The following is a 24008-nucleotide window of genomic DNA, read 5'->3' as shown; positions in this document are numbered from 1 at the left end:
TAGCAATAAATCAACATATGAAAGGGGTACTGAATATGGAAATCTTAAAAATAGAAAATCTGTCTAAAGTGTACGGAAAAGGAGATACGGAGGTGAAGGCACTTGATGATGTGTCTTTTACTGTAAAAAAGGGAGAATTCGTTGTAATAATTGGCCCATCTGGTTCAGGTAAATCAACATTGCTTCATCTCCTTGGCGGCGTAGACAGACCAACAAGCGGAAGAGTATTAGTTGATGGAACCGATATATATGGATTAAACGAAACGAACTTGGCGATTTTCAGAAGAAGGCAAATTGGTCTTATCTATCAATTCTATAATCTGATTCCGATTTTGACTGTTGAAGAAAACATTACATTGCCCTTATTGCTGGATGAGCATCAAGTGGACGACAATAAATTGGAGGATATCATCCGGGTTCTTGGCCTTAAGGACCGCCTCAAGCACCTGCCAAACCAGTTATCAGGAGGTCAGCAGCAGCGTGTTTCCATCGGTCGTGCTCTTATCAGTAATCCAGCTATTGTACTGGCAGATGAGCCTACAGGAAATCTGGACAGCACAAACAGCAAGGAAATAATGGAATTATTGAAGATGTTCAATAAAACGTTTAATCAAACCTTGATTGTCATTACTCACGATGAAAGGATTGCCTTGCAGGCAGACAGAGTCATTGCGATTGAAGATGGAAAGGTCGCCAAGGATGAGGTGATTCGTCCGTGAATATTATTCAAAAGCTTACAATAAGACATTTAAAGGAGAATAAGCGGCGTACGATTGTTACTCTTATTGGTGTCATTATTTCCACGGCAATGATAATGGCGGTCGCAACACTTGGTGTTTCCTTTCTCGACTTGATTATCCGCCAGTCCATTTCTCAGGACGGGGAATGGCATTTGAAATATGAGGATGTTAATCAGACCCAAATAACGGAAATAGAAAAGGATGACACTACGAACAAGCTTTTCCTTTCAAAGGATTTAGGATACTCGGAAATAAAAAACCCCACAAACGCATACAAGCCATATATTTTTTATAAGGCATTTAATGAAGCCGGTTTTAAAGCTTTTCATATAAAACTTAGTGAAGGGCGCCTTCCTGAAAATCCTAATGAAATTATCCTTTCAAAGAGTATGACAGATAAGGCGGAATTATCCTATAAAATTGGAGACAAACTTACAGCAGACATTGGCCAAAGAGCTGAAATCGGGAATGAGCAAGGCGCCAAGGAGTTGACACAGCAGTTTAGCATTCTTATGGATGAGCAGGGAAAGCGGACGGAAGGTGTAATAAATACTACTGAAAAATCCTTTACGGTTGTTGGCATCATGGAAGACCCGACCTGGGCGTATACATGGGAGCCAGGCTATACTGCGATAAGTTATATCGATTTTACTTCACTTGCCAAAAATGATAAAGCAAATGCAGTTATCGTTTTAAATAAAGTAACAAGCTCTCTTTTCGATGATGCAGAGGCACTTGCGAAAAGGTTAAATATAGACAAAATCACCTATAATGAAGAATTGCTGCGCTACTATGGTATAACAGATAATGACAGCTTACGAACAACATTTTTTGGTACAGCTGCCGTCATCATTGCTGTTATTATTATTGGTTCTGTTGCATTAATCTATAATGCATTCGCAATCAGCGTGTCAGAGCGGGCAAGGCACTTAGGGATGCTTTCAAGTGTGGGAGCAACAAAAAAACAAAAAAGAAATGCTGTGTTTTTTGAAGGTGCAGTGATAGGAGCAATCAGTATCCCAATTGGGATTCTGGCGGGAATTGCTGGTATAGGTGCAACATTCCTATTCCTAAATTCGTTCATTGAAGGGGCTTTAAACGTTACAGTGAAATTGAAGCTGGTCGTTACACCTTATTCTATATTAGCAGCTGTAGCACTGTCTGCGTTTACTATTTTTATATCAGTCTATTTGCCTGCTCGCAGGGCCTCTAAGATTTCTGCTATTGATGCGATTCGCCAAACACAGGATGTGAAGCTAACAGGTAAAGCAGTGAAAACATCCAGGCTCATTAGAAGGTTGTTTGGAATAGAAGGAGAAATAGGCCTGAAGAATTTAAAGCGGCATAAACGCAGATATCATGCCACTGTCTTTTCATTAATAATCAGTATTGTACTGTTTTTGTCTGTGTCGTTTTTTACATCAAATATAAAAAAATCAGTTCAGATGTCACAGGAAAATGTTAATTTTGACATTCAAGTATTTAGTTCGCTACAAAAGGAACCGAGTGATTATCTGCCCTTAACGAAGCTTGCGTATGTCACAGACAGTACAATTACAAGAGAGCTGTATGCTTTAAGCACGAGGATTGATGAATCCAAAATTGCAGCTGAACTGAAGGAAATGGTAAAAGAGGACAAGAGTCTTCTTACAGACGGAAAGTTAGCTTATGCCGTCCATCTTGTCAGTCTTGATGATAAAAGCTTCCAAAGTTATGCAAAGGAAGCTGGTGTTTCCTTAGAAAAGCTTCAAGCAGAAGATTCCTATACGGGAATTCTAGTAAATCAAATTACTTATCAAAACCCTGATACTGGAAAGTTTGTAGAAACGAAAACGGTTCATGCAAAAGAAGGAGAAAATCTGGAGTTGTACTATAACGACGGGGAGGAAGAATCAAAAGTTAGTGAGGTACAGATTGCTGGTATGACGAATAAGCTCCCCCGTGGTATTCATACAACAGGAGTAGGCGGCATTGATATTATCGTCTCAGACAAGACGTTAACCGATCTCTCAAAGAACGAGCAGATGAAGGATTTTATCGAGACATCACTTTATTTGAACAGCTCTGATCCACTTGCAACACAGAAAGAACTAGAGGACATTATACAAGCAGATATGTATGTTTATAATGTTTTCCAAAACAAGGAGAAGAACGAACAGTTGCTGTTGTTTATATCTGTTTTCACGTACGGTTTTATCATCCTCATCTCGCTTATTTCAGTAGCGAATATCTTTAATACTATCAGCACAAGCATAAATTTAAGAAAACGGGAATTTGCCATGCTTCGGTCTGTCGGAATGACACCGAAAGGCTTTAACAAAATGCTGCAATATGAAAGCATGTTTTATGGGATGAAAGCATTGCTTTACGGTCTGCCAATCAGTATTGGTGTTATGGTGCTTTTATATATGTCTATCAGACAGACATTCGAGTACGGCTTTGCTTTGCCATGGTTGAGTATTCTCTATTCAATTGTTGCTATTTTTGTCATTGTAGCTTCTGCCATGATGTACTCTACTAGTAAGGTTAAAAAGGAAAACATCATTGATGGATTAAAGCAAGAAAATATCTAAAAAAGCGCCGGATTTGTTTTGTCAAATCCGGCGCCTTCGTTATTCTTTTGTTAAGTGTTCATTGCGGGGGAAGGAACGTTTATCAAGAATAACTTCATCCGCCGCATCCCTGTTTGTAGTTCCTTCGCCGCGCCTTTCTAAAATCGGTGTATCTGGTGTATCTTGAAATACGGGATTTCTACGTTCATAGTCTTCATTAGGTCCAAGGGAAATATTCATCCCCTGTTCTTTCCCATTTAATGGGGGCATTTCTGGATAGTCGGTAGAGATATTAGCATTAAACTCTTTTGCCTCTTTTTCAACTGCCAGCAAGAATTTTCCTTGTTCCAGTTCAGTGGAAAATTGATCAAGCTCTGCTGCCGGAATATCCAAGTTTGCTGCTTTCGTATTTTCATTTGTGCCGAAACCAAGGTCTTCCATTGTAAAATAGCTTTTCAATTTCTCAAAAAAACCAGCGGATTCATTTGTATCACCAGATGCAATGCTTGCGTCAGTATTAGCTTCCAAATAATCAGTATCTGTTCTGTTCGTCACGACAGAAAAATCCTCTGCAACATATCCTTTATTCGTCAGTCTTTCAATTGCGTTAATGGTCTCTTCTGGAGTCTCGTAAACAGCTACAATACTTTTTGCCATTTTTATTCCCTCCTTGAAAAATCGAATAAACATCTATGTTCATCCTTTTCCCCTCATACAAAGATATAAACGGAAAGATGATTTTACCAATTAAGGAATGAAAAGGTTATGTTATTAGAAACGTGATTTTTACAGTCTCTTTAAGCGATCACAGGAAAAAACCAGAACAATTCGAAAGAGTTCTGGTTTTTATCATTTAACGTTCGCAAGCAATCAAATCTTTATCTCTGTCGCTTTTTTTGTTGGCATCATAAAGAGCTTTAGAAACGTATGGCTTGTATTTTGTTTTCCCGCCTTTATTTTTCACATTGGCAGCACGGGCCACTCCGCCCTTGTATTTTTTGTTGAGCTCTGTGCAGTTTTTATAGGTAACTACTTTTGTGGCAGCTTCTGCCTCGTTAACCGTACTAAGTGTGAAGGTAAAAAGCAGACCTGCTGCTATAGCAGCTTTCATGATTGACTTCATAAAGATTCTCCTTTGAATGTTACATTAGAATTAGCGTATTTATTGGGAAAAATAGTTATTATTTTCTAATATACTTCCAATCCCTATATGATAGTATCTTAATCCTCTTATACTAGCAATAAAAATATGATATTATGTATAAAATTAATTTCTAAGAAATTAGTCAAGGGAGGATCGAGTGCTTAAGGACTTAAGGGGACCGCGGGAAATGGAGCCTGACGTTGGCATGCTTTTTGCCTTGGTTATGGTATAAAAAGAATTCTAGATAAGACATAAAGGGAGGAACTTTTCATGACACTCCAGCAATTGAAATATGTGGTGGAAATTGTACTGTGCGGTTCAATAAATGAAGCGGCAAGACGTTTATACATGTCACAGCCGAGTTTGTCAAAGGCAGTTAAGGAGCTGGAAAAGGAGCTCGGTTTTGAGATTTTTCTGCGGACCTCAAAAGGAATAACCTTATCAAAAAACGGGGCTGAGTTTCTCGGTTATGCCCGTCAAGTAGTGGAGCAGTCGGAGCTGTTAGAGCGCAGATATTTTAACAGCGCACCTTCTCAGCAGCTGTTCTCTGTTTCCACACAGCATTATGCATTTGCTGTCAATGCATTTGTCGAAATGATTAAAAAACATGGTGCAGATGAATATCAATTTACGTTGAGAGAAACGCGGACATATGAAATTATTGAGGATGTTAAAAACTTCCGCAGTGAAATTGGCATTCTGTATGTAAGCTCCTTTAATGAAAAGGTCATGCTGCAAATGCTAGAACAGGAAGGGCTTGATTTCCATTCTCTTTTTGAGGCAGGGCCCCATATTTTTGTGAGTGCCCAAAATCCTCTTGCGAAAAAGTCATCTGTAACGCTCGGGGATTTAGAAGCATTTCCTCGTCTGTCCTTTGAACAGGGAGAGTTCAATTCCTTTTATTATGCGGAGGAAATATTCAGCACGATTCCAAGAAAGAAATCGATACAGGTGAGTGACAGAGCGACATTGTTTAACTTGCTGATTGGCTTAAACGGATATACGATTTCTACTGGTATATTAAGCTCTGATTTAAATGGATCTGATATTGTATCGGTTCCCCTTGCTGAGGAGGAAACAATTTCTGTCGGATGGATTGTTCATAAAAAAACGAGACTTAGCCGGATTGCTAATCTTTATTTAGAGGAGCTTAAAACATTCGTAGATTTTTATGCGAATAAGTGATATAGCTTTTAGTTATAACGGACGATTACTTTTATCAGTTACTCTATACCCTTTTAATTATGCTAATATACAGACAATAATGAGGACAAAGGGAAAAGAGGGAAAGTACATGCAAACGATTGATAAATCAACACAGAAAAAAGCACCATTTCGTGCAGATCAAGTAGGAAGCTTACTTAGATCGGAGGCAATCAAGCAGGCTCGTCTCCAAAGAGCTGCTGATGAAATTACAGCTGAGCAATTAAGAGAAATAGAAGATACAGAGATTGCAAGAATTGTGGAAAAGCAAAAGGAAGTTGGCTTGCAAGCTGTAACAGACGGTGAATTCCGCAGAGCATGGTGGCATTTCGATTTCCTTGAGGACCTTCAAGGCGTGACAGGCTATCAAGCAGGATCAGGCATTCAATTTAAACAGAAACAAACAAAATCACGTTCTATTAAAGTTACTAGCAAGCTTGGGTTTGACAAACATCCATTTTTGGAGGATTTTAAATTCTTGCAGCAAGCAGCAGGTGATCATACAGCAAAAATGACAATCCCAAGTCCAAGCATGCTGCATTTCCGCGGTGAGGTGGACAGTGCTGTCTATCCGGACCAGGATGAGTTTTTTGCAGATCTTGCGCAAACTTATAAAAAAGGACTGCAAGCATTTTATGATGCCGGCTGCCGTTACATACAGCTTGATGATACATCATGGGCTTATCTATGCTCAGAAGAACAGAAGGAACAGCTTCGCGCAAAAGGATTGGATCCTGACTATTTAAGCAGAAAATATTTAGAAACATTAAATGCAGCAGTTTCTGACCGTCCAGATGATTTTAAAGTGACTATGCATATTTGCCGCGGGAATTTCCGTTCCACATGGATTTCTTCTGGAGGCTATGAGCCGGTTGCAGAAAAATTGTTCGGCCATCTGAATATCGATGGATTCTTCCTTGAATACGACAATGACCGTTCTGGAGGATTTGAACCGCTTCGCTATGTGAACAGACCTGACTTAAACATTGTATTAGGATTGATTACATCTAAATTTGGCGAACTAGAAAGCAAGGATGTCATTAAGCGCCGAATTGAGGAAGCGTCTCAATATGTTGACTTAAATCAATTAGCTTTAAGCCCGCAGTGCGGCTTTGCTTCAACAGAGGAAGGCAACCTGCTTACAGAAGAGCAGCAATGGGACAAGCTGCGCCATGTTGTGGAAATTTCTAAAGACGTGTGGAAGTAATAGTTAATACAAAAAAACTGGTTGAAATTAATTCAGCCAGTTTTTTATTGTTTTACAATAGGATAAAGCAGTAGTCTATAATGGAAGAAAAGGAAGGAGCTAAATGCTTCATGATAAAAGCTGTTTTGTTTGATTTAGACGGAACTTTATTGAATAGAGACGAATCAGTCCTTCGCTTTGCTGACCGGCAATATGAAAGATTGAAAAAGTGGACAGGACATATACCGAAAGATACGTATATTAATAGATTCATCGTATTGGATGCGAAAGGGTATGTGTGGAAAGATAAAGTATACAGGCAGCTTGTTGAAGAATTTTGCCTGACTGGCATTACCTCACAGGAACTGCTGCAAGACTATTTAGATGAGTTTTCCTACAGCTGTGTTCCTTTTCCTAATGTAAAAGAAATGCTGGAAGAGCTGGCAGCAGCAGGGTATAGACTTGGAATAATTACAAACGGATTTGGTAAGTTCCAAATGGGAAATATAGAGGCATTACGTATAAGAGGCTATTTTGATGCTATATTGATATCAGAATGGGAAGGTGTAAGAAAACCTGATCCTGCCATTTTTTTGCGTGCACTGCAAAGAATGGATACAGTTCCTAATCAAAGTATATTCGTCGGTGATCATCCGCAAAATGATATTGCTGCAGCTAGTCATGTTGGCATGGTGAGTGTATGGAAAGAAAATGCGCAGTGGAGCGGGGGAATTGCTGATTATACAGTGACGGATTTAGGTGAGATCCCAAACTTACTTCATGATTTAAAAAATAATTCCTAGAATAGTTGTTGGGAGGCAATTATATGAATGAAAGGTTTATTATCGACTATCAATCGCCAATCGGCCTTATCGAAATAACAGGTACAAAGGCTGGAGTATATTCTGTTTTGTTTACAGAAAGAGACAGCTTGCAATATCCGCTGACAGAGGACATACCGAAACCATTAACAGACTGCTATGAGCAGCTTGATCAGTATTTTAATGGCGAGCTTGAAACATTTAGTTTTCCCTACATTATAGAGGGAACTAATTTTCAAAAAAATGTGTGGACAGCATTAATGGACATTTCCTACGGAAATACGGGTTCCTATAAAGAAATTGCCGTCAGTATCGGCAATGAAAAAGCAATCAGGGCTGTCGGCAGTGCAAATGGCAGAAATAAGCTATGTATTGTTATCCCTTGTCACCGGATTATCGGCAGCAACGGAAGTTTAACCGGATATGCAGGTGGGTTATGGAGGAAGGAATGGCTGCTTGACCATGAAAATAAAAAACATGTCCCGAAGCAATAAGCTCGGGACATGTTTTTTATATTTTAAACTGCTTAATGATTGTTTGCAGATCATCTGCTAAAAGAGCAAGTGCCTGGGACGAAGAAGTGATTTCTTCCATAGAAGCAAGCTGTTCCTGTGTAGCAGCAGAGATATTTTGGGTGATGGCAGCTGAATCTTTCGCGACATCACTTACATCAAATATCGATGCATGGACAGTTTCGGTTCCTTTTGCAAGCTTATTCAAGGCTTCTGATATATCTTCAATTTGGGATACAACACTATTTACGGCAGTTTCGATTTTTTGGAAAGAGGTGCCGGCAGAATGAACAACATTCAGTCCTGAATGAACCTCGTGAGATGCTCTTTCCATTGTTTCCAATGTATGCTCAGTATCCTTTTGAATTAATTGAATCAATTTTGAAATTTGTTCTGTTGAATTAGTTGATTCCTCTGCAAGCTTTCTGACTTCATCTGCGACAACAGCGAAGCCTTTGCCGTGCTCACCAGCTCTAGCCGCCTCAATGGCAGCGTTTAATGCCAACAGATTTGTTTGCGCTGAAATGCCAGTGATAACATTTGTGATTTCTCCAATTTCATTTGAACGTTCCTTCAAGCTTCTGACAGCTTCTGATAAGCTGTTAACATTTGCATAAATAGAATTCATTTGTGTGTTAACTTCTGCAATTGCTTCGTTTCCTTCAGTAGACACTTGAGATGCGTGCAGAACATCTTTTGTTATTTTTTCCGTGTTATCAGCAATTGTTTTCGTATAAGCTGTTATGTCACTGATAATATGTGCACTGTCTTCCACCTTATCTACTTGTTTGTCTGTTCCAGCGGAAAGCTCTTGTACAGTAAGAGTTATATGCTCGCTTGCTTTGCTGTTTTCCTCCGCGCTAGCACTTAATTCCTCTGAAGCGGCTGCAACCTGCTGAGAAGAATCATATACAGTGCTGAATACAGATTGCAGCTTTGATGTCATATGATTAAAGGACTCTGACAGCTGACCAATCTCATCACGTGATTGATAACTGCCTTTTACTGTGAAATCTCCGTTTTCAGCAAGAGAAAGAAGCTCTTTTACTTCCTTCACAGGATTGATAATCATTCGTCCAATCAGAATACTTAATCCGATTAGCAGCAGTAAGCCGACAATGATGACTGCAGCAACAAAAATCGTAACTGTTTTTAAGCTATCTTTGCTTTTGCTGTAAATATTTTCTGCATACTGTGTTTTTGTGTTTGCAAGTTCTTTAAGCGTATTATTAACCTTCGCTCTGTTTGGTTCTACTTCTTTTAAGTAAAGGTCATAGCCTTCTTCATTTTTGTTGGCAAGGGCCAATTCGACAACCTTATCTCTTGCGGCAGATAATGCAGTGATTTGTTCTTTAAACTGCTCGAGCAGTTTTTGTTCATCAGACATTAAGTTTCCGCTCTCAATTTCCGCAACAAGTGCATCAATTTCTTCCCAAGCAGAAGTAATTTCCTCGTGCAATTCTTTATTTTTGCTTTCGTCAGTCGTCAGCAGCAATTCTAATGTATATGCGCTGCTCGCCCTTGTATTTATCCTGATCTGCAGCATGTCTGTTACTGGCAGTAAATTCTCCTTGTACATAATCTCTGTGTCCTTTGCCATGACACGGATATAATTTAATCCTAAAAAGCCGACTGATCCGAGTGCAAGAGCACTTACTAAGATGATAATGAACAGCTTCTTTGTAATAGATAAGTTCTTAAGCAGTTTCAATGTATATTCTCCTTTTAAGTAAGATAAATTCCTGAAGCTAATACATATATCGACAGAGTTAAATTAAAATATAGAGGTGTAATTTTTCCTCTTTTTTCCTTAAGGCGATTGTCCATGCATGGAGTTCCTTCTTCTTGAATAAATACTTGTAAGGGGTGAAAAACTGGAGGAATTTGAAAAATAAAAAAGAAGTTTCGCTCTGTGAATAAACGGTTAATTACTAGAATCAGTATGAAAAAAAGATTCTGGAATAAAAAGGCTACATAATAGTGCAAAAAAATCAATTATGCTATAATAAGTGATTAATTGAATATTGAGAAATTTTTCGTTGTTTTTAGTAGAAAGGGAAGGAGAAGGCAAATGAAAAAAAGGGTGGTAATCTATACAGCGATAACGAAAGGCGATGACGAATTAAAGGAGCCGGCAATTAAATCTAATCAGTGTGACTATATATGCTTTACAGATGATCCAGCACTTATTTCATCTACATGGCAAATAAGGCCTCTTCCTCCAAGCGACTTGGATATTGAAAGGCAGTGCCGGCAGGTTAAAATCATGCCGCATTTCTTTTTGCCTGAATATGAATTCAGTATTTGGGTAGATGGGAGTATGGAGATAACTGGAGATATCGATGAGCTGATTGAGCAGTACTTTCTGCTAGGCGACAGACCGCTGTATACCTTTAAGCATCCACTAAGTGACTGCATTTATGAGGAAGCGAACGAGTGTATAAAGCAAGGGTGCGACAATGAAGAAATTATCAGGGATCAGCTGGCGAAATATAAAGAGGAGTATTACCCTAAACATAACGGCTTGATTGAAAGCAGTGTAATCCTTCGAAAAACACATTCTCCTGACGTGATGCAATTAATGGAGCAGTGGTGGAAGCTGGTGAAGAATTTCAGCAGAGCAGACCAGCTTAGCTTCAATTATGCAGCATGGGTATCAGGATTCTTTTATGGATATTTGCAAGGAGACAGCAGAGGAAACAGTAAATATTTCCGCCATGTTCACACAGCAGCTGTGCTGGAAATGGAGCTGCCTGAACTAGTTTAATAGGTAATTTTTAAGGGAGGCATGGATATGCCTCCCTTTTTGTTGCTTTAAGCGGGCAGCTTTTTCGATATGAGCTTGAATACATAGAAGTAAAGGAACACACTAACAAGTGCTGAGAGAAAGATTAAACCGAACACAAGGATAGGCATCATCCAGTCTGCAACAATTACAGCAAAGGGAGCTAAGAACCTGCCAATGGTAAATTGCAATTTAGAGGCTCCCATATATAAGCCGCGCGATTCTTGGGGTGCATATTCACTCACAAAATTATTCATCACAGGAGAGCGAATAATTTCTCCGAAGGTAAAGATAACGGTAAACAGCATTAAAAGCCAAATATTTGTTGTCAGCCCGACGGCGAACATTCCAATGCCTGCTAAAAAAGAGGAAAGCATAAAAATATCGCGGTCTTTCCAATCTTTAAGCCATTTGGCAGATGGAAGAACAAAGAGGACAAACATCAGCCCGTTTAAGCCGAGCATCCAGCCGAAGGCTTCTGTGCCAGACAGTGTAAAGGACCAGTCATTGACTGACAACACCGTTTGGAGGTGCACAAACTCTGTCACATAAATTGCTAAATAAAGATCAAGCTGCATAATAGCTATAATCGCAAAAACTCCTGCTGCAATATAAAGCACAAATACTTTGTCAGAGAGTAAGGTCCTGTATGCTTTCCACTGGTTAAGGAATGTATTCCAAATACCTCGAGAACCTTGATGACTATTTGCAGCTGCCGGCACAGTTTCTTTTATGGCATAAAAGATGGCAACACTGTAGATGGCCATAATGAGCATACAGGCCCATAGTAATTCTGTTCTGTACTGGAAAAAAAGGGTTGCCCCGATTGCAGGTCCTAATACAGCTCCAATATTGTTAGCTGTGATAAAGACAGCAAATACTTGACGCCTATTCTTCTGTGTAGTCAAATCCGCTACCATGGCATCACTTGCAGGACTATAAATTGCCCCGCCGATTCCGATGCCAATAAAACAAAGATAGTCTAGCCAGTGGGAGGAGGATAAGGCAAAAACAGCAAACATGAGCGCTTTTAAGCAGCACCCTGTAAGCATTACAGGCTTTCTCCCAAAACGGTTGGCTAAATCACCGCCAATCATGCTGAATGCAATTGCTGTAAGGGGAGGAACTGTCATAAGCAACCCTGCTAACTGACTGCCAAGTGCGCTGCTGAAGTAAACAGCGATAAAGGGAAAATACATCCAGTACAATAAGTTGAAAAGAGCTTCTCCAAAAAGCCGTATTTTTAAATTGGCATTCCATACAGTTATGTTCATTTCATTACCTTTTCCTTTTATTTAGTTTCCGGCCGGTATATTTATCCTAAAATAATAAAAAAATTAAATATAGACTTATATTTTGATTTATTTTATAATAATAGTATGAAAATTTAGAATCTTCATCTCTTCGTTTAAGTGCGATAAAAATCGAACATATGCTTCATTTAGCTGTACGGTACTTTCCAAATGAACATAAGAAACTAGCCATCTATGCTAGTTTCTTTTTTTTATGACATAAATTGAACTAATGTTTTATAAAAATAAATTAATTATTGAAATTAAGTTTCAATAATCCTATAATAAAATGGTAACCAAGAATGGAGGACTAACGTATGGATCAGAAGCTCAAGTTACTAACTACAGAATCTCGAAATGATCAAACAATGCATATAGACACAGCAAAGACGATAGATATCTTGAAGCTTATGAACGAAGAGGATCAAAAGGTTGCCCTCGCAGTACAGCAAGTGCTTCCAGATGTTGAAAAGGCTGTTCAATTTGCCTGTGAGTCTATTAAGAATGGCGGCCGCCTTATTTATATTGGGGCCGGCACAAGTGGTCGACTTGGTGTTTTGGATGCAGTCGAATGCCCGCCGACTTTCAGTACTGCCCCAGGGTTAGTTCAAGGGATAATAGCCGGAGGGGAAAAGGCATTTGTCACTGCTGTTGAAGGAGCAGAGGACAAAGAGGAGCTTGGAGCACAAGATTTAAAAGATATTAGCTTAACAGCCTATGATACAGTGATTGGAATTGCTGCGAGCGGACGTACTCCATATGTAACAGGTGCGCTCTTGTTTGCGCGAAGTGTTGGAGCGAAAGCAATCGCGCTCTCATGCAATAATCAGTCCGTTATCAGCGAGGCTGCTGACCACAGTATAGAAGTGGTCGTAGGGCCGGAAGTGCTCACTGGTTCGACAAGACTAAAAGCAGCAACCGCACAAAAGATGATATTGAATATGATTTCAACAGCTACAATGATTCAGCTTGGGAAAGCCTATGAAAACTTAATGGTAGATGTGCATGTGAGCAATTATAAATTAAAAGAAAGAGCAATTAACATCATCTGTAAAACTACAGGGGCAAGCTATGATCATGCTAAAGAGGCACTGGAAAACGCCCAAAACGAAGTGAAAACGGCAATTGTGATGCTAAAAACGAATAAAGAATACAAAGAAGCGAAGGAACTTCTCGGCACAGCGGGCGGTTATGTAAGAAAAGCGGTTAACTTAGCAGGTGGCAAGGAAGAATAGCACAACTACGCTACCGAGTGAATAATATTGAGACGGCAACAAGGCTGTCTTCTTATACGAGAAAATTAAAGCGGTTTCATTTTTAGTTGTTTCAAATGAGAATAAAGAGGGGGAACTAAAATGTCCGGGGAAAATCATGTTTTAGCGCAAAAAATCTTAGAACAGCTGGGCGGTCCTGCTAATATAGCAGCTTATACACACTGTATGACTCGCCTGCGTGTAACGCCTGTTAATTTTGCTGTTGTAGATAAAGAAGCAATAAAAAAAATCGCTGGTGTATTAGGGCTGGTTGAGGATGAGACACTGCAAATCATTATAGGACCTGGGAAAGTTAATAAGGTTACTGAAGCATTTGGAAAGCTTCTATCCTCATCAGGCGAAGTAAATCTAGAAGAGCTAGCAGCACAGAAAAAGTCAGAGTTAAAAGCGAAAAACGCTACTCCTGTCAAACTGTTCTTACGAAAAATCGCCAATATTTTCATTCCGCTAATCCCCGCCCTTGTAGCATCAGGATTAATTACAGGAATTACGAAAGCTGTTGTACAAGGCGGCTGGCTTGCGGCAGAGTCGCAATTTGCGCTGATATTAACAGTGATCGGAGGCGGCTTATTTACCTATCTAGGCATTTTAGTCGGCATAAATGCAGCGAAGGAATTTGGCGGTTCACCTGCATTAGGGGGAGTTGCCGGCATTTTAATCATTAATCCGTCTGTCGCTGGAATAACTCTTTTTGGAGAAGAACTGCTGCCTGGACGGGGCGGATTAATTGGTGTTTTGTTTGCAGCCATCTTCATTGCCATTGTCGAAAAACATGTCCGCCGCTTTGTGCCGCAGTCCCTTGATATTATCATAACTCCAACAGTAGCTTTATTAATAACAGGAATTATCACCTATCTCGTGTTCATGCCAATCGGGGGCATTATCTCAGATGGAATTACAAAAGGCTTGCTCGCTGTTTTGGATATGGGCGGAGTTGTAGCCGGCTTTGTGTTAGGAGCTGCATTTTTGCCGTTAGTTGTAACAGGCTTGCACCAAGGGTTAACTCCTGTTCATCTTGAACTAATAAATGCAATTGGGGATGATCCTCTGCTGCCGATTTTAGCAATGGGCGGAGCAGGCCAGGTAGGTGCAGCATTTGCCATCTATTTAAAAACGAAAAAAACACGCTTAAAACGAGCGATTGGCGGTTCCTTGCCGTCCGGTTTGCTCGGTATCGGGGAGCCGTTGATTTTCGGGGTGACACTTCCCCTTGGCAGGCCATTTTTGACAGCTTGCCTTGGAGCAGGAATAGGCGGCGCATTTCAAGCTTATTTTAAAGTTGCTACCATTGCTGTCGGCGTTTCCGGATTACCGCTTTCCTTTCTAGTTCATGCCGAACAGATTTTACTATACTTGGCCGGGTTAATCATTGCTTATGCAGCAGGGTTTGCTTTCACATTTTTATTTGGATACAAGGATGAAATGGCGAGTGAATTCGAATGATTGGGATTTCCTTTTATTTAAATGATCCTCTCGCTGAACAACGATTAATAGAAGCAAGTATGCAAGGAGTTAAAAAGGCATTCACCTCATTGCATCTTCCTGAGGAACAGGGGCATCTTGCTAGCAAGGTAAAAAAACTGCTTGCAACAGCCAAAGCTAATGGAGTCGAGGTTTATGCAGATGTGTCTCTGAAAACCCCCAGCCATTTAGGAATAGCAAATTTAGAACAATTGAGGGATCTTGGCATAGCAGGAATTCGACTTTACGACTTTGATTCGCATAGGATTATTAAGCTGTCAAAGCAATTCCACATTGCCCTTAATGCAAGTACAATTTCAAGGATAGAGCTTAAAAGTTTGCTTGCAAATGGACTAGAGAGTGAAAGGCTGATTGCTTGGCATAATTTTTATCCTCGCCGTGAAACTGGCTTAGATGAAAACTTCTTCAAGAAGCAAACCGCTTTATTTAAACAATATAATATTCCAGTATGTGCCTTCATACCAGGAGTAGGGGAAAAAAGAGGCCCCATCTTTGAAGGGCTTCCAACGCTGGAAAGCCATCGTGATATAGATCCCTTTATAGCAGCAGTTGAGCTGTTGAAGGTGGGAATAGATGATGTGTATATAGGAGATCCAGCATCAGGTAAGGAACTTTTAGCGAAGCTGATGAAATTTCATTCAGATCGCATCCTCCCACTTCGTATATATTCCTCCGTTCTCCAAGGGGGAATTTATCGCATCCGTCCCGATTTTGCCCGCGATGTGCTGCGCTTAATGGATACAAGGAATGATGAATCTGCAGCTCCTGAATATACAGGGGAGCGGCTTCGGGGAATGATTACAATGGACAATGACTTATATGGGCGCTACCGAGGGGAAGTTCAAATTGCCTTACGAAATCTTCCTGCAGATGAACGGGTTAATGTCATTGGTCAGGTTATCGAGGAGGATCTCGAGCTACTGTCACATATTCAACCAGGTCAACAGCTGGAGTGGAAAGTATTGGGGTCATACTAGAGCGAGTACAGAGCAACATGTAACAAAATAATAGTGAGCTTGTGCCCTGTTATATTTTTAACAGGGTTATTCTTATGTTTTAATAGAGTAATAATTGCTAATTTTATGATAAACTAAAGCAGTAAAGAAATAACTTACAGGAGTTTTCAATAAAAAAGAATGCAGCTTAGCTTGGACAGCAGCATTCTTCCTAATGATTGCTTCTGTTTTTTAGCAGCCATGCTTTTGCAGCAAGTCCAACTGCTAAACCGGGTATGACACAGAGAATCGGCATAAATATCGGTCCAATCAAGATGCCGAATAAGGTCCATCTCTGTGAATAAATCAGCCCGATGGTTACAAAAATCGTACATGATACGTAGGGAAGAAAGGCGTAAGGTGGAGTAGAACCTTCCTTATATGTATCTCTTACAGCATCCCACATGGCAAAAAAATACAGACATGGATAAAACATAAGCCATTGAAAGTGAATATATTCCGTTGCTTTATCAAAATGACCATTGAAGCTGGAAATGATCGCAAGATTAAAATTGGATTGGCGGTTAATGACCATTTCCATCAAAATAAAAAGCAGTGATTTTAAGATTTTGTGATTTAACAGCTGGCCAAAGCCAGGAAAAGCAATCGACCATAACAATCTTTCCAATGTTACTTTATTCAATTTAGGATCAGCCTGCTTCCTATTTGTATATTGGTAATTGGTATATAGAAAAAACAGTAACTTGTCATAATGCCGCTGTTTCTTATTATTACACATAGCATTTTAAATATTAATTTTTTTACAGAATTTGTATAATTTTATCGCGCGAATATTAGAGGTAGGTGCAGAAGTTTGAAGGAAATAACATATATGGACATACATAAAGAAGGAGAAGTAGTTCTTGATACTGCTAGGTTTCGCCATTATCATGATCCGAAGATGCTCAGTCGTTATGACAGTAATTTTATTGCATTTAAGGAAATGCCAAATAAGAAGGAATTCAGCGATACAGAAAAATATCTACAGGAATATCATGTTGCAAGAGGGCAAAAACATGTAAAGTTTGTGTTTCCGCCGAATGAAAAGCTAGATGATTCATTATTAACTAATCTTTCTAGTGAAGGCTATGACACTGGATTTACGGAGTTGTATAAAATAAATCCGCGAGATTTTCCAGGATATGAGATGCAAAAAGAAATAGAAATTGCTCATGTCGGAGCAAATCAGCTTGAGGATTTTTTAACATTAAACTATCAGCAAGACCTTGTCTTCGGGAGTGCGTTTGCGTCAATGAAGCAGGAAAATAATCGGAGTCACTTTAAGGATTCTGCTTTTGGGCAGGTTATCGCTTATTATAATGGAGTGCCTGCTGGCGGATTAGTAGCAATCCTGAAAGAACAAACAGTCGAGATTGATGGTTTGTTTGTGCTGCCGGAATTTCAACGAAAACAAATCGCGGCACATCTCCAGCAATTTGTGATGAAGTCCTTTCCCGAAAAGACGGTTATACTGCTTGCAGATGGTGAGGATACACCAAGGGAAATGTATAAAAAGCAAAATTATGAATATGTCAGTTTTCAGTATGAAACAGTGAAGGTATTTGAAGAGGATTAAATCTATTGCAAAGGGGATGAGCAGCGTGAAATCAGTTAAAGTTTTTCATTATGATGCATTCAGCACCATGCCGGACAAAGGCAATCCTGCTGGAGTGGTTTTCACAGGAGATTTATGCAGTAAGTCGGAAATGCAAGAGATTGCCTTTAAGGTTGGATTTAATGAAACAGCATTTATTGCCAGCTCTGACAAAGCAGACCTGAAGATAAATTACTTCACACCTGGCCATGAAATGGATTTATGCGGACATGGGACGATCGCCTGTTTATACGGCCTTTACGAACAGAGATTATTGCCTCCGAAAGAGGAGTTAACAATAGAAACCAAAGCTGGCATACTACCGATTAAACTAAAGGTAGATAATTCAGGAAGAATGTACATAACGATGAAGCAAGCACAGCCAAAGTTTATGGAATTTCGAGGTTCCCAGAAAGAGCTAGCCTTGGCAATTGGTTTAAAAGAAGATGATTTATCGGAAGAGCTGCCAATTATGTACGGCAGTACAGGAATATGGACACTGCTTATCCCTATCAGGAGCTTATCTGCGTTTAAGAAGATGAAGCCGGACAATCAATTGTTCCCGAAAATTTTGACAGAGAATCCAAAGGCATCCTTGCATCCTTTTTGCCTCGAAACAGAACAGGAAGGCGCTGATATGCATGCCCGCCATTTTTCTTCGCCATTTTCTAAAACAGTGGAAGATCCTGTCACAGGCACCGCCTCTGGAGTGATGGGTGCTTATTATGCTTCTTATATTAAAGAGCAGGCTAAAAAGCCATTGCATTTAATAATAGAGCAAGGTTTGGAAATGAACCGTGCAGGCACAGTGTTAGTAACGGTGTCAGAGGGAGATAACGGACTTGGCATAGAAGTTACAGGAACAGCAGTGTATGTGAATGAAATGGAAATAAATATTGGTCATTAAAAAAAATGGGCTGGAAAAAATAAAATAGATATTGCAACGTTTGGGAATATACGGTAATATGTTAAATAATTATTAAAGCGAAGATAAGGACATGAGTTGTTTAAAAAAGTTGACAGAGAGGGAAGTGCAAGCTGGAATCTTCCTAACAGATTTTAACATCTTACCACCTTTGAGCTGTGTTGGGGAAATATAGTATCCAATGCCGTCAATGCTGCGTTAAAGCACAATAAGCCGCAAAGTTTTTGCGGGAAATTGGGTGGAACCACGGGTATAAGCACGCTCGTCCCTTGCTAGAGGGATGTAGTGTGCTTATTTTTTTATATAAAAAAGTGATGAAAAGGACATGAATTATTTTTACGGTCTACAGAGAGGGAAGTGCAAGCTGGAAACTTCCTGGCTTAGGAAAATGATTTACCGCCTTGGAGCAGTGCCTTAGAAAAGGTACCGTTAGCTGCGTTAAAGCACAATAAGCCGCAAAATTTTTGCGGAAAATTGGGTGGAACCACGGGTATAAGCACGCTCGTCCCTTGTTAGAGGGATGAGTGTGCTTATTTTTTTATATAAAAAAGTGATGAAAAGGACATGAATTATTTTTACGGTCTACAGAGAGGGAAGTGCAAGCTGGAAACTTCCTGGCTTAGGAAAATGATTTACCGCCTTGGAGCAGTGCCTTAGAAAAGGTACCGTTAGCTGCGTTAAAGCACAATAAGCCGCAAAATTTTTGCGGAAAATTGGGTGGAACCACGGGTATAAAACGCACTCGTCCCTTGTTAGAGGGATGAGTGTGTTTTTTTTATACAAATTTTTAATAGGAGTTGATTGATTGATGAAGAATCAATGTATCAGAGTGAAATTTCCGGATGGGAAATGGAAGGAATATAAAAAAGGAGCTACAGCAGGGGAGATTGCAGAAAGTATTAGCTTAAGTTTGTGCAAAAAAGCAGCAGCGGCAAAAATAAATGGTCAGCTGCTAGATTTAGCTACTCGACTGGAGGAAGATGCCGAGCTTTCGATTATCACTGTTGATTCTATCGAAGGGCTAGGAGTTTTGCGCCATACTGCTGCACATATTATGGCACAGGCATTGAAAAGATTATATCCATCTGTCGAGTTAGCAACAGGTCCGGTCATTGAAAATGGTTTTTATTATGATGTGAAAAGCGAGGTACCGTTATCACTTGGTGACTTGTCAGCTATCGAAGCAGAAATGAGGAAAATCATCGACGAAGATTTGCCGATTGAGCGTATCGAAGTTTCCTTTGATGAGTCAGAAAAAATTTGGCGCGAAAGGAAGGAATCCTACAAGTTAGAATTATTGAGTGCAATACCAAGCGATGAAATCATTTCCATTTATAAGCAAGGAGAATTTATGGATCTATGCCGTGGTCCTCATCTTCCGCAAACAGGGATGTTGAAGTTTTTTGCGTTAACAAATGTTTCTGGAGCCTACTGGAAGGGAGATAGTCAGAATGAAGCCCTTCAGCGTGTATATGGAACAGCATTTGCTCATAAACAGGACTTAGCGGATTATATGCACTTTTTAAAAGAGGCAGCGAATCGGGATCATCGTAAATTAGGAAAGCAGCTAGGCTTATTTATGTTTTCTGAAGAAGCTCCAGGCATGCCGTTTTATTTGCCTAAAGGGCAGCGGATTCGCAATGAGCTGGAAAAATTCTCAAGAGAATTGCAGCAGGAATCGGACTATGAGGAAGTACGCACTCCTTTTATGATGAATCAAAGACTATGGGAACAATCAGGACACTGGGATCATTATAAAGATAATATGTATTTCTCTGATGTCGACAATCAATCCTTTGCACTGAAACCGATGAATTGTCCTGGTCATATGCTTGTTTACAAAAATAATTTATATTCATACAGAGATTTGCCAATCAGGCTAGCTGAGTTCGGCCAAGTTCATCGCCATGAATACAGTGGCGCCTTGAACGGGATGCTTCGAGTCCGTACATTTTGCCAAGATGATGCCCATATTTTTGTGCGGGAGGATCAAATTCAAACAGAAATCAAAGACATAATTGCGCTGATTGATAAAGTATACAGCACATTTGGATTTGATTATAGTGTGGAGCTGTCAACAAGACCGGAGGATTCTTTAGGAGATGACAGCCTTTGGGAAGCGTCAGAGCATGCCCTTGAACAAGTGCTGGATAATTTAAACATCAACTATGTGGTAAATGAAGGCGATGGAGCATTTTATGGACCGAAGATTGATTTTCATATTAAAGATGCATTAAACAGAAGTCATCAGTGTGCGACAATTCAGCTAGATTTTCAAATGCCGGAAAAGTTTGATCTTGTCTATATAAATGAGAACAATGAAAAGGTTCGGCCAGTTGTTATTCACAGGGCAGTTTATGGAAGTCTGGACCGATTCTTTGGCATTCTAATTGAACATTTCAAAGGAGCTTTTCCAGTTTGGCTTGCACCACTCCAAGTGAAAATCATTCCCGTTTCACATGTACATCTGGACTACTGTTTACAAGTTCAATCCGCCTTGAAGCAAGCTGGTATTTCTGTTGAATTAGATCAGCGGGAAGAGAAGCTAGGCTATAAAATCCGAGATGCCCAGCTGCAAAAGATTCCTTATATTCTTGTATTAGGTGACCAAGAAGCGCAAGCAGGAACTGTAAATGTCCGCAAGTTTGGCAGCAGGGACATAAAGGAGCAATCGCTCATGCAATTTATCGATGCTGTAGGCAAGCAAATAAAAGATAGAAGCTTATCATAATTTCATAAAAAAAGCCTGTCTTGCTAGTCTATACGACTAGTTTGACAAGGCTTTTTTTATATTTCAGGCAAAGAAGTATCTTTAAACACTTGGAACCGCAAACAGCTTCAAAAAGCCGTTCAGCTTATAGGCAGAATGATTTAATAAATAATCTAATCTCGTTCGCAGCCTGATAATTGTATAGATAATGGTTACAAGTATCGCCAAGAAAATCCCTCCTGAATATGGTTCTGCCATTTAATTATGGCTTTTTTAGTGTTTCAACATATAAAAATATTATTCGTACCAATAAATTAGAGAGCAAAGAAGAATTTTTATAATATTTCGACACAAAAGAGTGAGCTTGTATTAAAATGACTATACACAGGCATTAGAGAATGGAGGCGTATGGAAGGTGGAAGCACCGATTTTAGTATATAGAGGCACATATATTGAAAGCACACATGATATTCATATAGCTGTAGTCAATAGAGATGGAGAATTGATTTACTCCTATGGAGATCCGAACAGATTGACATTTCCACGGTCATCCATGAAACCGTTCCAGGCTATTCCCCTTATAGAAACTGGTGCAGCAGACCGCTTTGCTTATGATGGTTCTGCACTTGCACTAAGCTGTGCTTCACACAGCGGTGAGAGCTATCATCGCCACACTGTCCTTGATATTTTAGACAAGCTTGGTTTGAAGGAAGATGCCCTCCAATGTGGGACACATACACCTTGGGATATGGCGAGCTATAAAAAATTACTAACAGCAGGCAAAGATGTTACACCAGTTTACAGCAACTGCTCTGGCAAACATTCTGGCATGCTGGCAACAGCGGTCCATATGAACGAAGACATTGCATCCTACCGCGAGATTACCCACCCTGTTCAGCAGCGGATTCTTGAGGCAATCGAAGCAGTATGCTCCTATCCAAAAGAGCAAATCAGAATCAGTGTGGACGGATGCGGGGTGCCTGTCCATCAACTGCCTTTACTACATGCAGCACTTGGTTATGCGAGGCTTGCCAAACCTGATGCTTCAAACAAAAGAGAAGGCGCTCTTGAAAGAATAAGGGATGGGATGATAAATTATCCGGAAATGGTTGGCGGAACGAAACGGTTTGATACAGATTTAATGAAAGCATTTGGAAATCAGATTGTTTCAAAGGCAGGAGCAGAAGCGGTTCAATGTCTTGGTTTAACGATGGAGGGAATCGGCATTGCTGTTAAAGTGGAAGATGGAGGGACAAGAGCTGTCAGTGTTGCCACAATGGAAGTGCTCAGGCAGTTAGGGGTAGGTAATGAGCAAATTTTTAAACAGCTGTCTAAGTATATAGAAGCGCCTGTTTATAATGCAAGGAAGGAAAAAATCGGCGCAGTGAAAGCGAACTTTGTTCTTAAGAAAACGCAGGGGGAAATATAAATAAACAAGGAGACAGGATGCCCCTGTCTCCTTGTTTGTTATTATTTGCTTTGTGCTGGTGCTGCTGATCGAAGGAAGAAGGATACCCCAAGACCAATCAATAAAAACACACTAAGAATGATGAAAGACATTGTCAGCATTCCTGTTTTTAACAGCTGTACAGATACGATTGGACCAGCACTTGCTCCAAGAAACAGAATGAAAGCATTAAATGAGATAGCTGTTCCTCGCGCATTGCCTGCTTTTTGGCTGATTAAAGATATAATGACAGGTGAAACTACTGCAATTCCGGTCACAAACAAAACACTCATAATGACAACTGCAGGCAGAGAGGTGCAAAAACCTAACAAGAATAATCCAGCAGCGGAAAGGCCAAGGCCAGCTCTCATGACGTTCAATGCCCCAAACCGCTTGGAAATGGATCCGACAAAAAAAGCAATAAGCATCCCAATAATTCCAACTGCTCTTACATACAAAATCTGGTCACTAGATAAACCGAATTTCGGAGAGGATAAATAGCTGCCCAAAATAGTGTACATACCAACTAATGTAAATAACAGCATGAACGTAACCGAGAAGCAAAGCAGGAGCTGTGGCTGATAAAACAGCTTTTTTATCTGCTTAAACTTGCTCCAAATATGCTCGGTTGATTTTTCCTGCTCCTCTTTCGGCAGAGCTATAATGACAAGCACGGCAGAAAACAGATAAACAACACCTAAAATAAGAAAGATTGCATTCCACCCGAGCAGTTCATTAATAATGCCGCTAAAAAGCTGCCCGATGATGCCGGCCATCAATAATCCAGTACTGATAAAGCCAACGACTGTGACCCTTTTATTAGGTGGAAACATTTCGCCTGCATAAACAAGGGAAATGGGTGCAAATGCAGCAGCAACAAGTCCTTGTATTGCCCTTAAAACCACGAGCGCATGATAGGAATGGACAAAGCCAATCATAAATGTAATAACAGTTAATACACTGATGCTGACTACCATAAGAACCTTTCGTCCATATTTATCGGAGATAGGTCCATACAGTAAGCAGCCAAGAGCATAACATAAAGAAAACGAACTGCCTATCCAGGATGTCTGGTCTAAAGTAATGTGGAATTCCTCTGAGAAGACGGAGGTTAAGGGAATGGTAATGTACATACTTGTTAACAAGGTAAGTCCGCACCAAAATAGAATAAATGTTATAAAGGGATAATTCCTTTTTTGACTTGCCTCGTTAATAATTACGTGACTCAATTTCAGCGCTCCTTTTATTGTTAGTTCTCTCCTAAAGATGAGGAGATGATGAAATCCATCTGATTATATAGCCTTTCTAAAAGGTATGCAATGATAGGGATTTTATCCGAGTTCTCA

Annotated in this window: 21 protein-coding genes and 3 other annotated features; of the genes, 14 read left to right on the top strand and 7 right to left on the bottom strand. The window is 39.9% G+C overall.

Features of this window, described 5'->3' with window-relative positions; translation table 11 throughout:
- The first annotated feature begins 35 nt into the window (after positions 1–35).
- A complete protein-coding gene (locus M3600_RS02075) occupies positions 36–719 on the top strand; it encodes an ABC transporter ATP-binding protein (RefSeq protein WP_233317099.1) in 684 nt (227 codons plus the stop codon).
- A complete protein-coding gene (locus tag M3600_RS02070) occupies positions 716–3313 on the top strand; it encodes an ABC transporter permease (protein WP_251644661.1) in 2598 nt (865 codons plus the stop codon). Before M3600_RS02075 ends, M3600_RS02070 begins: the two co-directional genes overlap by 4 nt.
- 39 nt (positions 3314–3352) lie before the next feature.
- Here M3600_RS02070 and M3600_RS02065 read toward each other — a convergent pair whose 3' ends face one another.
- On the bottom strand, positions 3353–3949 hold the full coding sequence (locus M3600_RS02065) for a YflT domain-containing protein (RefSeq protein WP_233317097.1): 597 nt from the start codon (positions 3947–3949) through the stop codon (positions 3353–3355).
- A 196-nt stretch (positions 3950–4145) separates the two neighbouring features.
- Entirely contained in the window at positions 4146–4403 is a 258-nt protein-coding gene (locus M3600_RS02060; protein WP_233317184.1) for an excalibur calcium-binding domain-containing protein, read from the bottom strand.
- A 303-nt stretch (positions 4404–4706) separates the two neighbouring features.
- Between M3600_RS02060 and M3600_RS02055 the strand changes: the two genes are divergently transcribed.
- The 4 genes from M3600_RS02055 (at position 4707) to M3600_RS02040 (ending at position 8140) form a co-directional block, all read left to right on the top strand.
- Complete coding sequence (locus tag M3600_RS02055) at positions 4707–5621, top strand: LysR family transcriptional regulator (RefSeq protein ID WP_233317096.1); 915 nt, start codon at positions 4707–4709, stop codon at positions 5619–5621.
- Positions 5622–5730: 109 nt separating this feature from the next.
- Positions 5731–6846 (top strand): 5-methyltetrahydropteroyltriglutamate--homocysteine S-methyltransferase, encoded by a 1116-nt coding sequence (locus M3600_RS02050; protein WP_233317095.1) that lies wholly within the window; start codon positions 5731–5733, stop codon positions 6844–6846.
- Positions 6847–6956: 110 nt separating this feature from the next.
- A complete protein-coding gene (locus M3600_RS02045; RefSeq protein WP_233317094.1) occupies positions 6957–7628 on the top strand; it encodes an HAD family hydrolase in 672 nt (223 codons plus the stop codon).
- 23 nt (positions 7629–7651) lie between these two features.
- On the top strand, positions 7652–8140 hold the full coding sequence (locus M3600_RS02040; RefSeq protein ID WP_233317093.1) for a methylated-DNA--[protein]-cysteine S-methyltransferase: 489 nt from the start codon (positions 7652–7654) through the stop codon (positions 8138–8140).
- Between the two features lie 16 nt (positions 8141–8156).
- Here the strand turns inward: M3600_RS02040 and M3600_RS02035 are convergent, their stop codons facing one another.
- Entirely contained in the window at positions 8157–9869 is a 1713-nt protein-coding gene (locus tag M3600_RS02035) for a methyl-accepting chemotaxis protein (protein ID WP_251644660.1), read from the bottom strand.
- A gap of 360 nt (positions 9870–10229) precedes the next feature.
- Here M3600_RS02035 and M3600_RS02030 point away from each other — a divergent pair, with 360 nt between their 5' ends.
- Positions 10230–10925, top strand: a complete 696-nt coding sequence (locus tag M3600_RS02030) for a glycosyltransferase domain-containing protein (RefSeq protein WP_237941077.1) — start codon at positions 10230–10232, stop codon at positions 10923–10925.
- Between the two features lie 47 nt (positions 10926–10972).
- Here M3600_RS02030 and M3600_RS02025 read toward each other — a convergent pair whose 3' ends face one another.
- A complete protein-coding gene (locus tag M3600_RS02025) occupies positions 10973–12217 on the bottom strand; it encodes an MFS transporter (protein ID WP_251644659.1) in 1245 nt (414 codons plus the stop codon).
- Between the two features lie 335 nt (positions 12218–12552).
- Between M3600_RS02025 and murQ the strand changes: the two genes are divergently transcribed.
- From murQ to M3600_RS02010, 3 genes are all read left to right on the top strand, one after another.
- Entirely contained in the window at positions 12553–13470 is a 918-nt protein-coding gene (gene murQ, locus M3600_RS02020; protein WP_233317089.1) for an N-acetylmuramic acid 6-phosphate etherase, read from the top strand.
- 120 nt (positions 13471–13590) lie between these two features.
- Positions 13591–14952 carry a PTS transporter subunit EIIC gene (locus M3600_RS02015; protein WP_251644658.1) on the top strand — a complete coding sequence of 454 codons (1362 nt, stop codon included), beginning with the start codon at positions 13591–13593 and terminating at the stop codon, positions 14950–14952.
- Positions 14949–15968, top strand: a complete 1020-nt coding sequence (locus M3600_RS02010) for a MupG family TIM beta-alpha barrel fold protein (protein ID WP_251644657.1) — start codon at positions 14949–14951, stop codon at positions 15966–15968. Before M3600_RS02015 ends, M3600_RS02010 begins: the two co-directional genes overlap by 4 nt.
- Before the next feature lie 190 nt (positions 15969–16158).
- Here M3600_RS02010 and M3600_RS02005 read toward each other — a convergent pair whose 3' ends face one another.
- Positions 16159–16629 carry a hypothetical protein gene (locus M3600_RS02005; RefSeq protein ID WP_233317086.1) on the bottom strand — a complete coding sequence of 157 codons (471 nt, stop codon included), beginning with the start codon at positions 16627–16629 and terminating at the stop codon, positions 16159–16161.
- A gap of 171 nt (positions 16630–16800) precedes the next feature.
- Between M3600_RS02005 and M3600_RS02000 the strand changes: the two genes are divergently transcribed.
- The 3 genes from M3600_RS02000 to thrS all read left to right on the top strand — a co-directional run bounded on the left by M3600_RS02000 (position 16801) and on the right by thrS (position 21236).
- On the top strand, positions 16801–17562 hold the full coding sequence (locus M3600_RS02000; RefSeq protein ID WP_237941083.1) for a GNAT family N-acetyltransferase: 762 nt from the start codon (positions 16801–16803) through the stop codon (positions 17560–17562).
- Positions 17563–17587: 25 nt separating this feature from the next.
- Positions 17588–18487, top strand: a complete 900-nt coding sequence (locus M3600_RS01995) for a PhzF family phenazine biosynthesis isomerase (protein ID WP_237941084.1) — start codon at positions 17588–17590, stop codon at positions 18485–18487.
- Positions 18488–18558: 71 nt separating this feature from the next.
- Positions 18559–18778 (top strand) — a binding site (T-box leader).
- A gap of 32 nt (positions 18779–18810) precedes the next feature.
- Positions 18811–19018, top strand: a binding site (T-box leader).
- A 31-nt stretch (positions 19019–19049) separates the two neighbouring features.
- Positions 19050–19258: a binding site (T-box leader), on the top strand.
- A gap of 55 nt (positions 19259–19313) precedes the next feature.
- Entirely contained in the window at positions 19314–21236 is a 1923-nt protein-coding gene (thrS, locus tag M3600_RS01990) for a threonine--tRNA ligase (RefSeq protein ID WP_237942259.1), read from the top strand.
- Positions 21237–21317: 81 nt separating this feature from the next.
- Here the strand turns inward: thrS and M3600_RS28820 are convergent, their stop codons facing one another.
- Positions 21318–21443: a hypothetical protein gene (locus tag M3600_RS28820; protein ID WP_267913469.1), complete on the bottom strand. Its 126-nt coding sequence runs from the start codon at positions 21441–21443 to the stop codon at positions 21318–21320.
- 187 nt (positions 21444–21630) lie between these two features.
- On the opposite strand from M3600_RS28820, the gene M3600_RS01985 reads away from it, so the two are divergent.
- Positions 21631–22644, top strand: a complete 1014-nt coding sequence (locus M3600_RS01985) for an asparaginase (protein ID WP_233317883.1) — start codon at positions 21631–21633, stop codon at positions 22642–22644.
- A 41-nt stretch (positions 22645–22685) separates the two neighbouring features.
- Here M3600_RS01985 and M3600_RS01980 read toward each other — a convergent pair whose 3' ends face one another.
- Entirely contained in the window at positions 22686–23891 is a 1206-nt protein-coding gene (locus tag M3600_RS01980) for an MFS transporter (protein WP_251644656.1), read from the bottom strand.
- Between the last annotated feature and the right edge of the window lie 117 nt (positions 23892–24008).

Origin of the sequence: Niallia sp. MER 6, assembly GCF_023714395.1 — a bacterium.
GTDB lineage: Bacteria > Bacillota > Bacilli > Bacillales > Cytobacillaceae > Niallia.
This window is presented reverse-complemented; position numbering and strand designations above follow the sequence as displayed.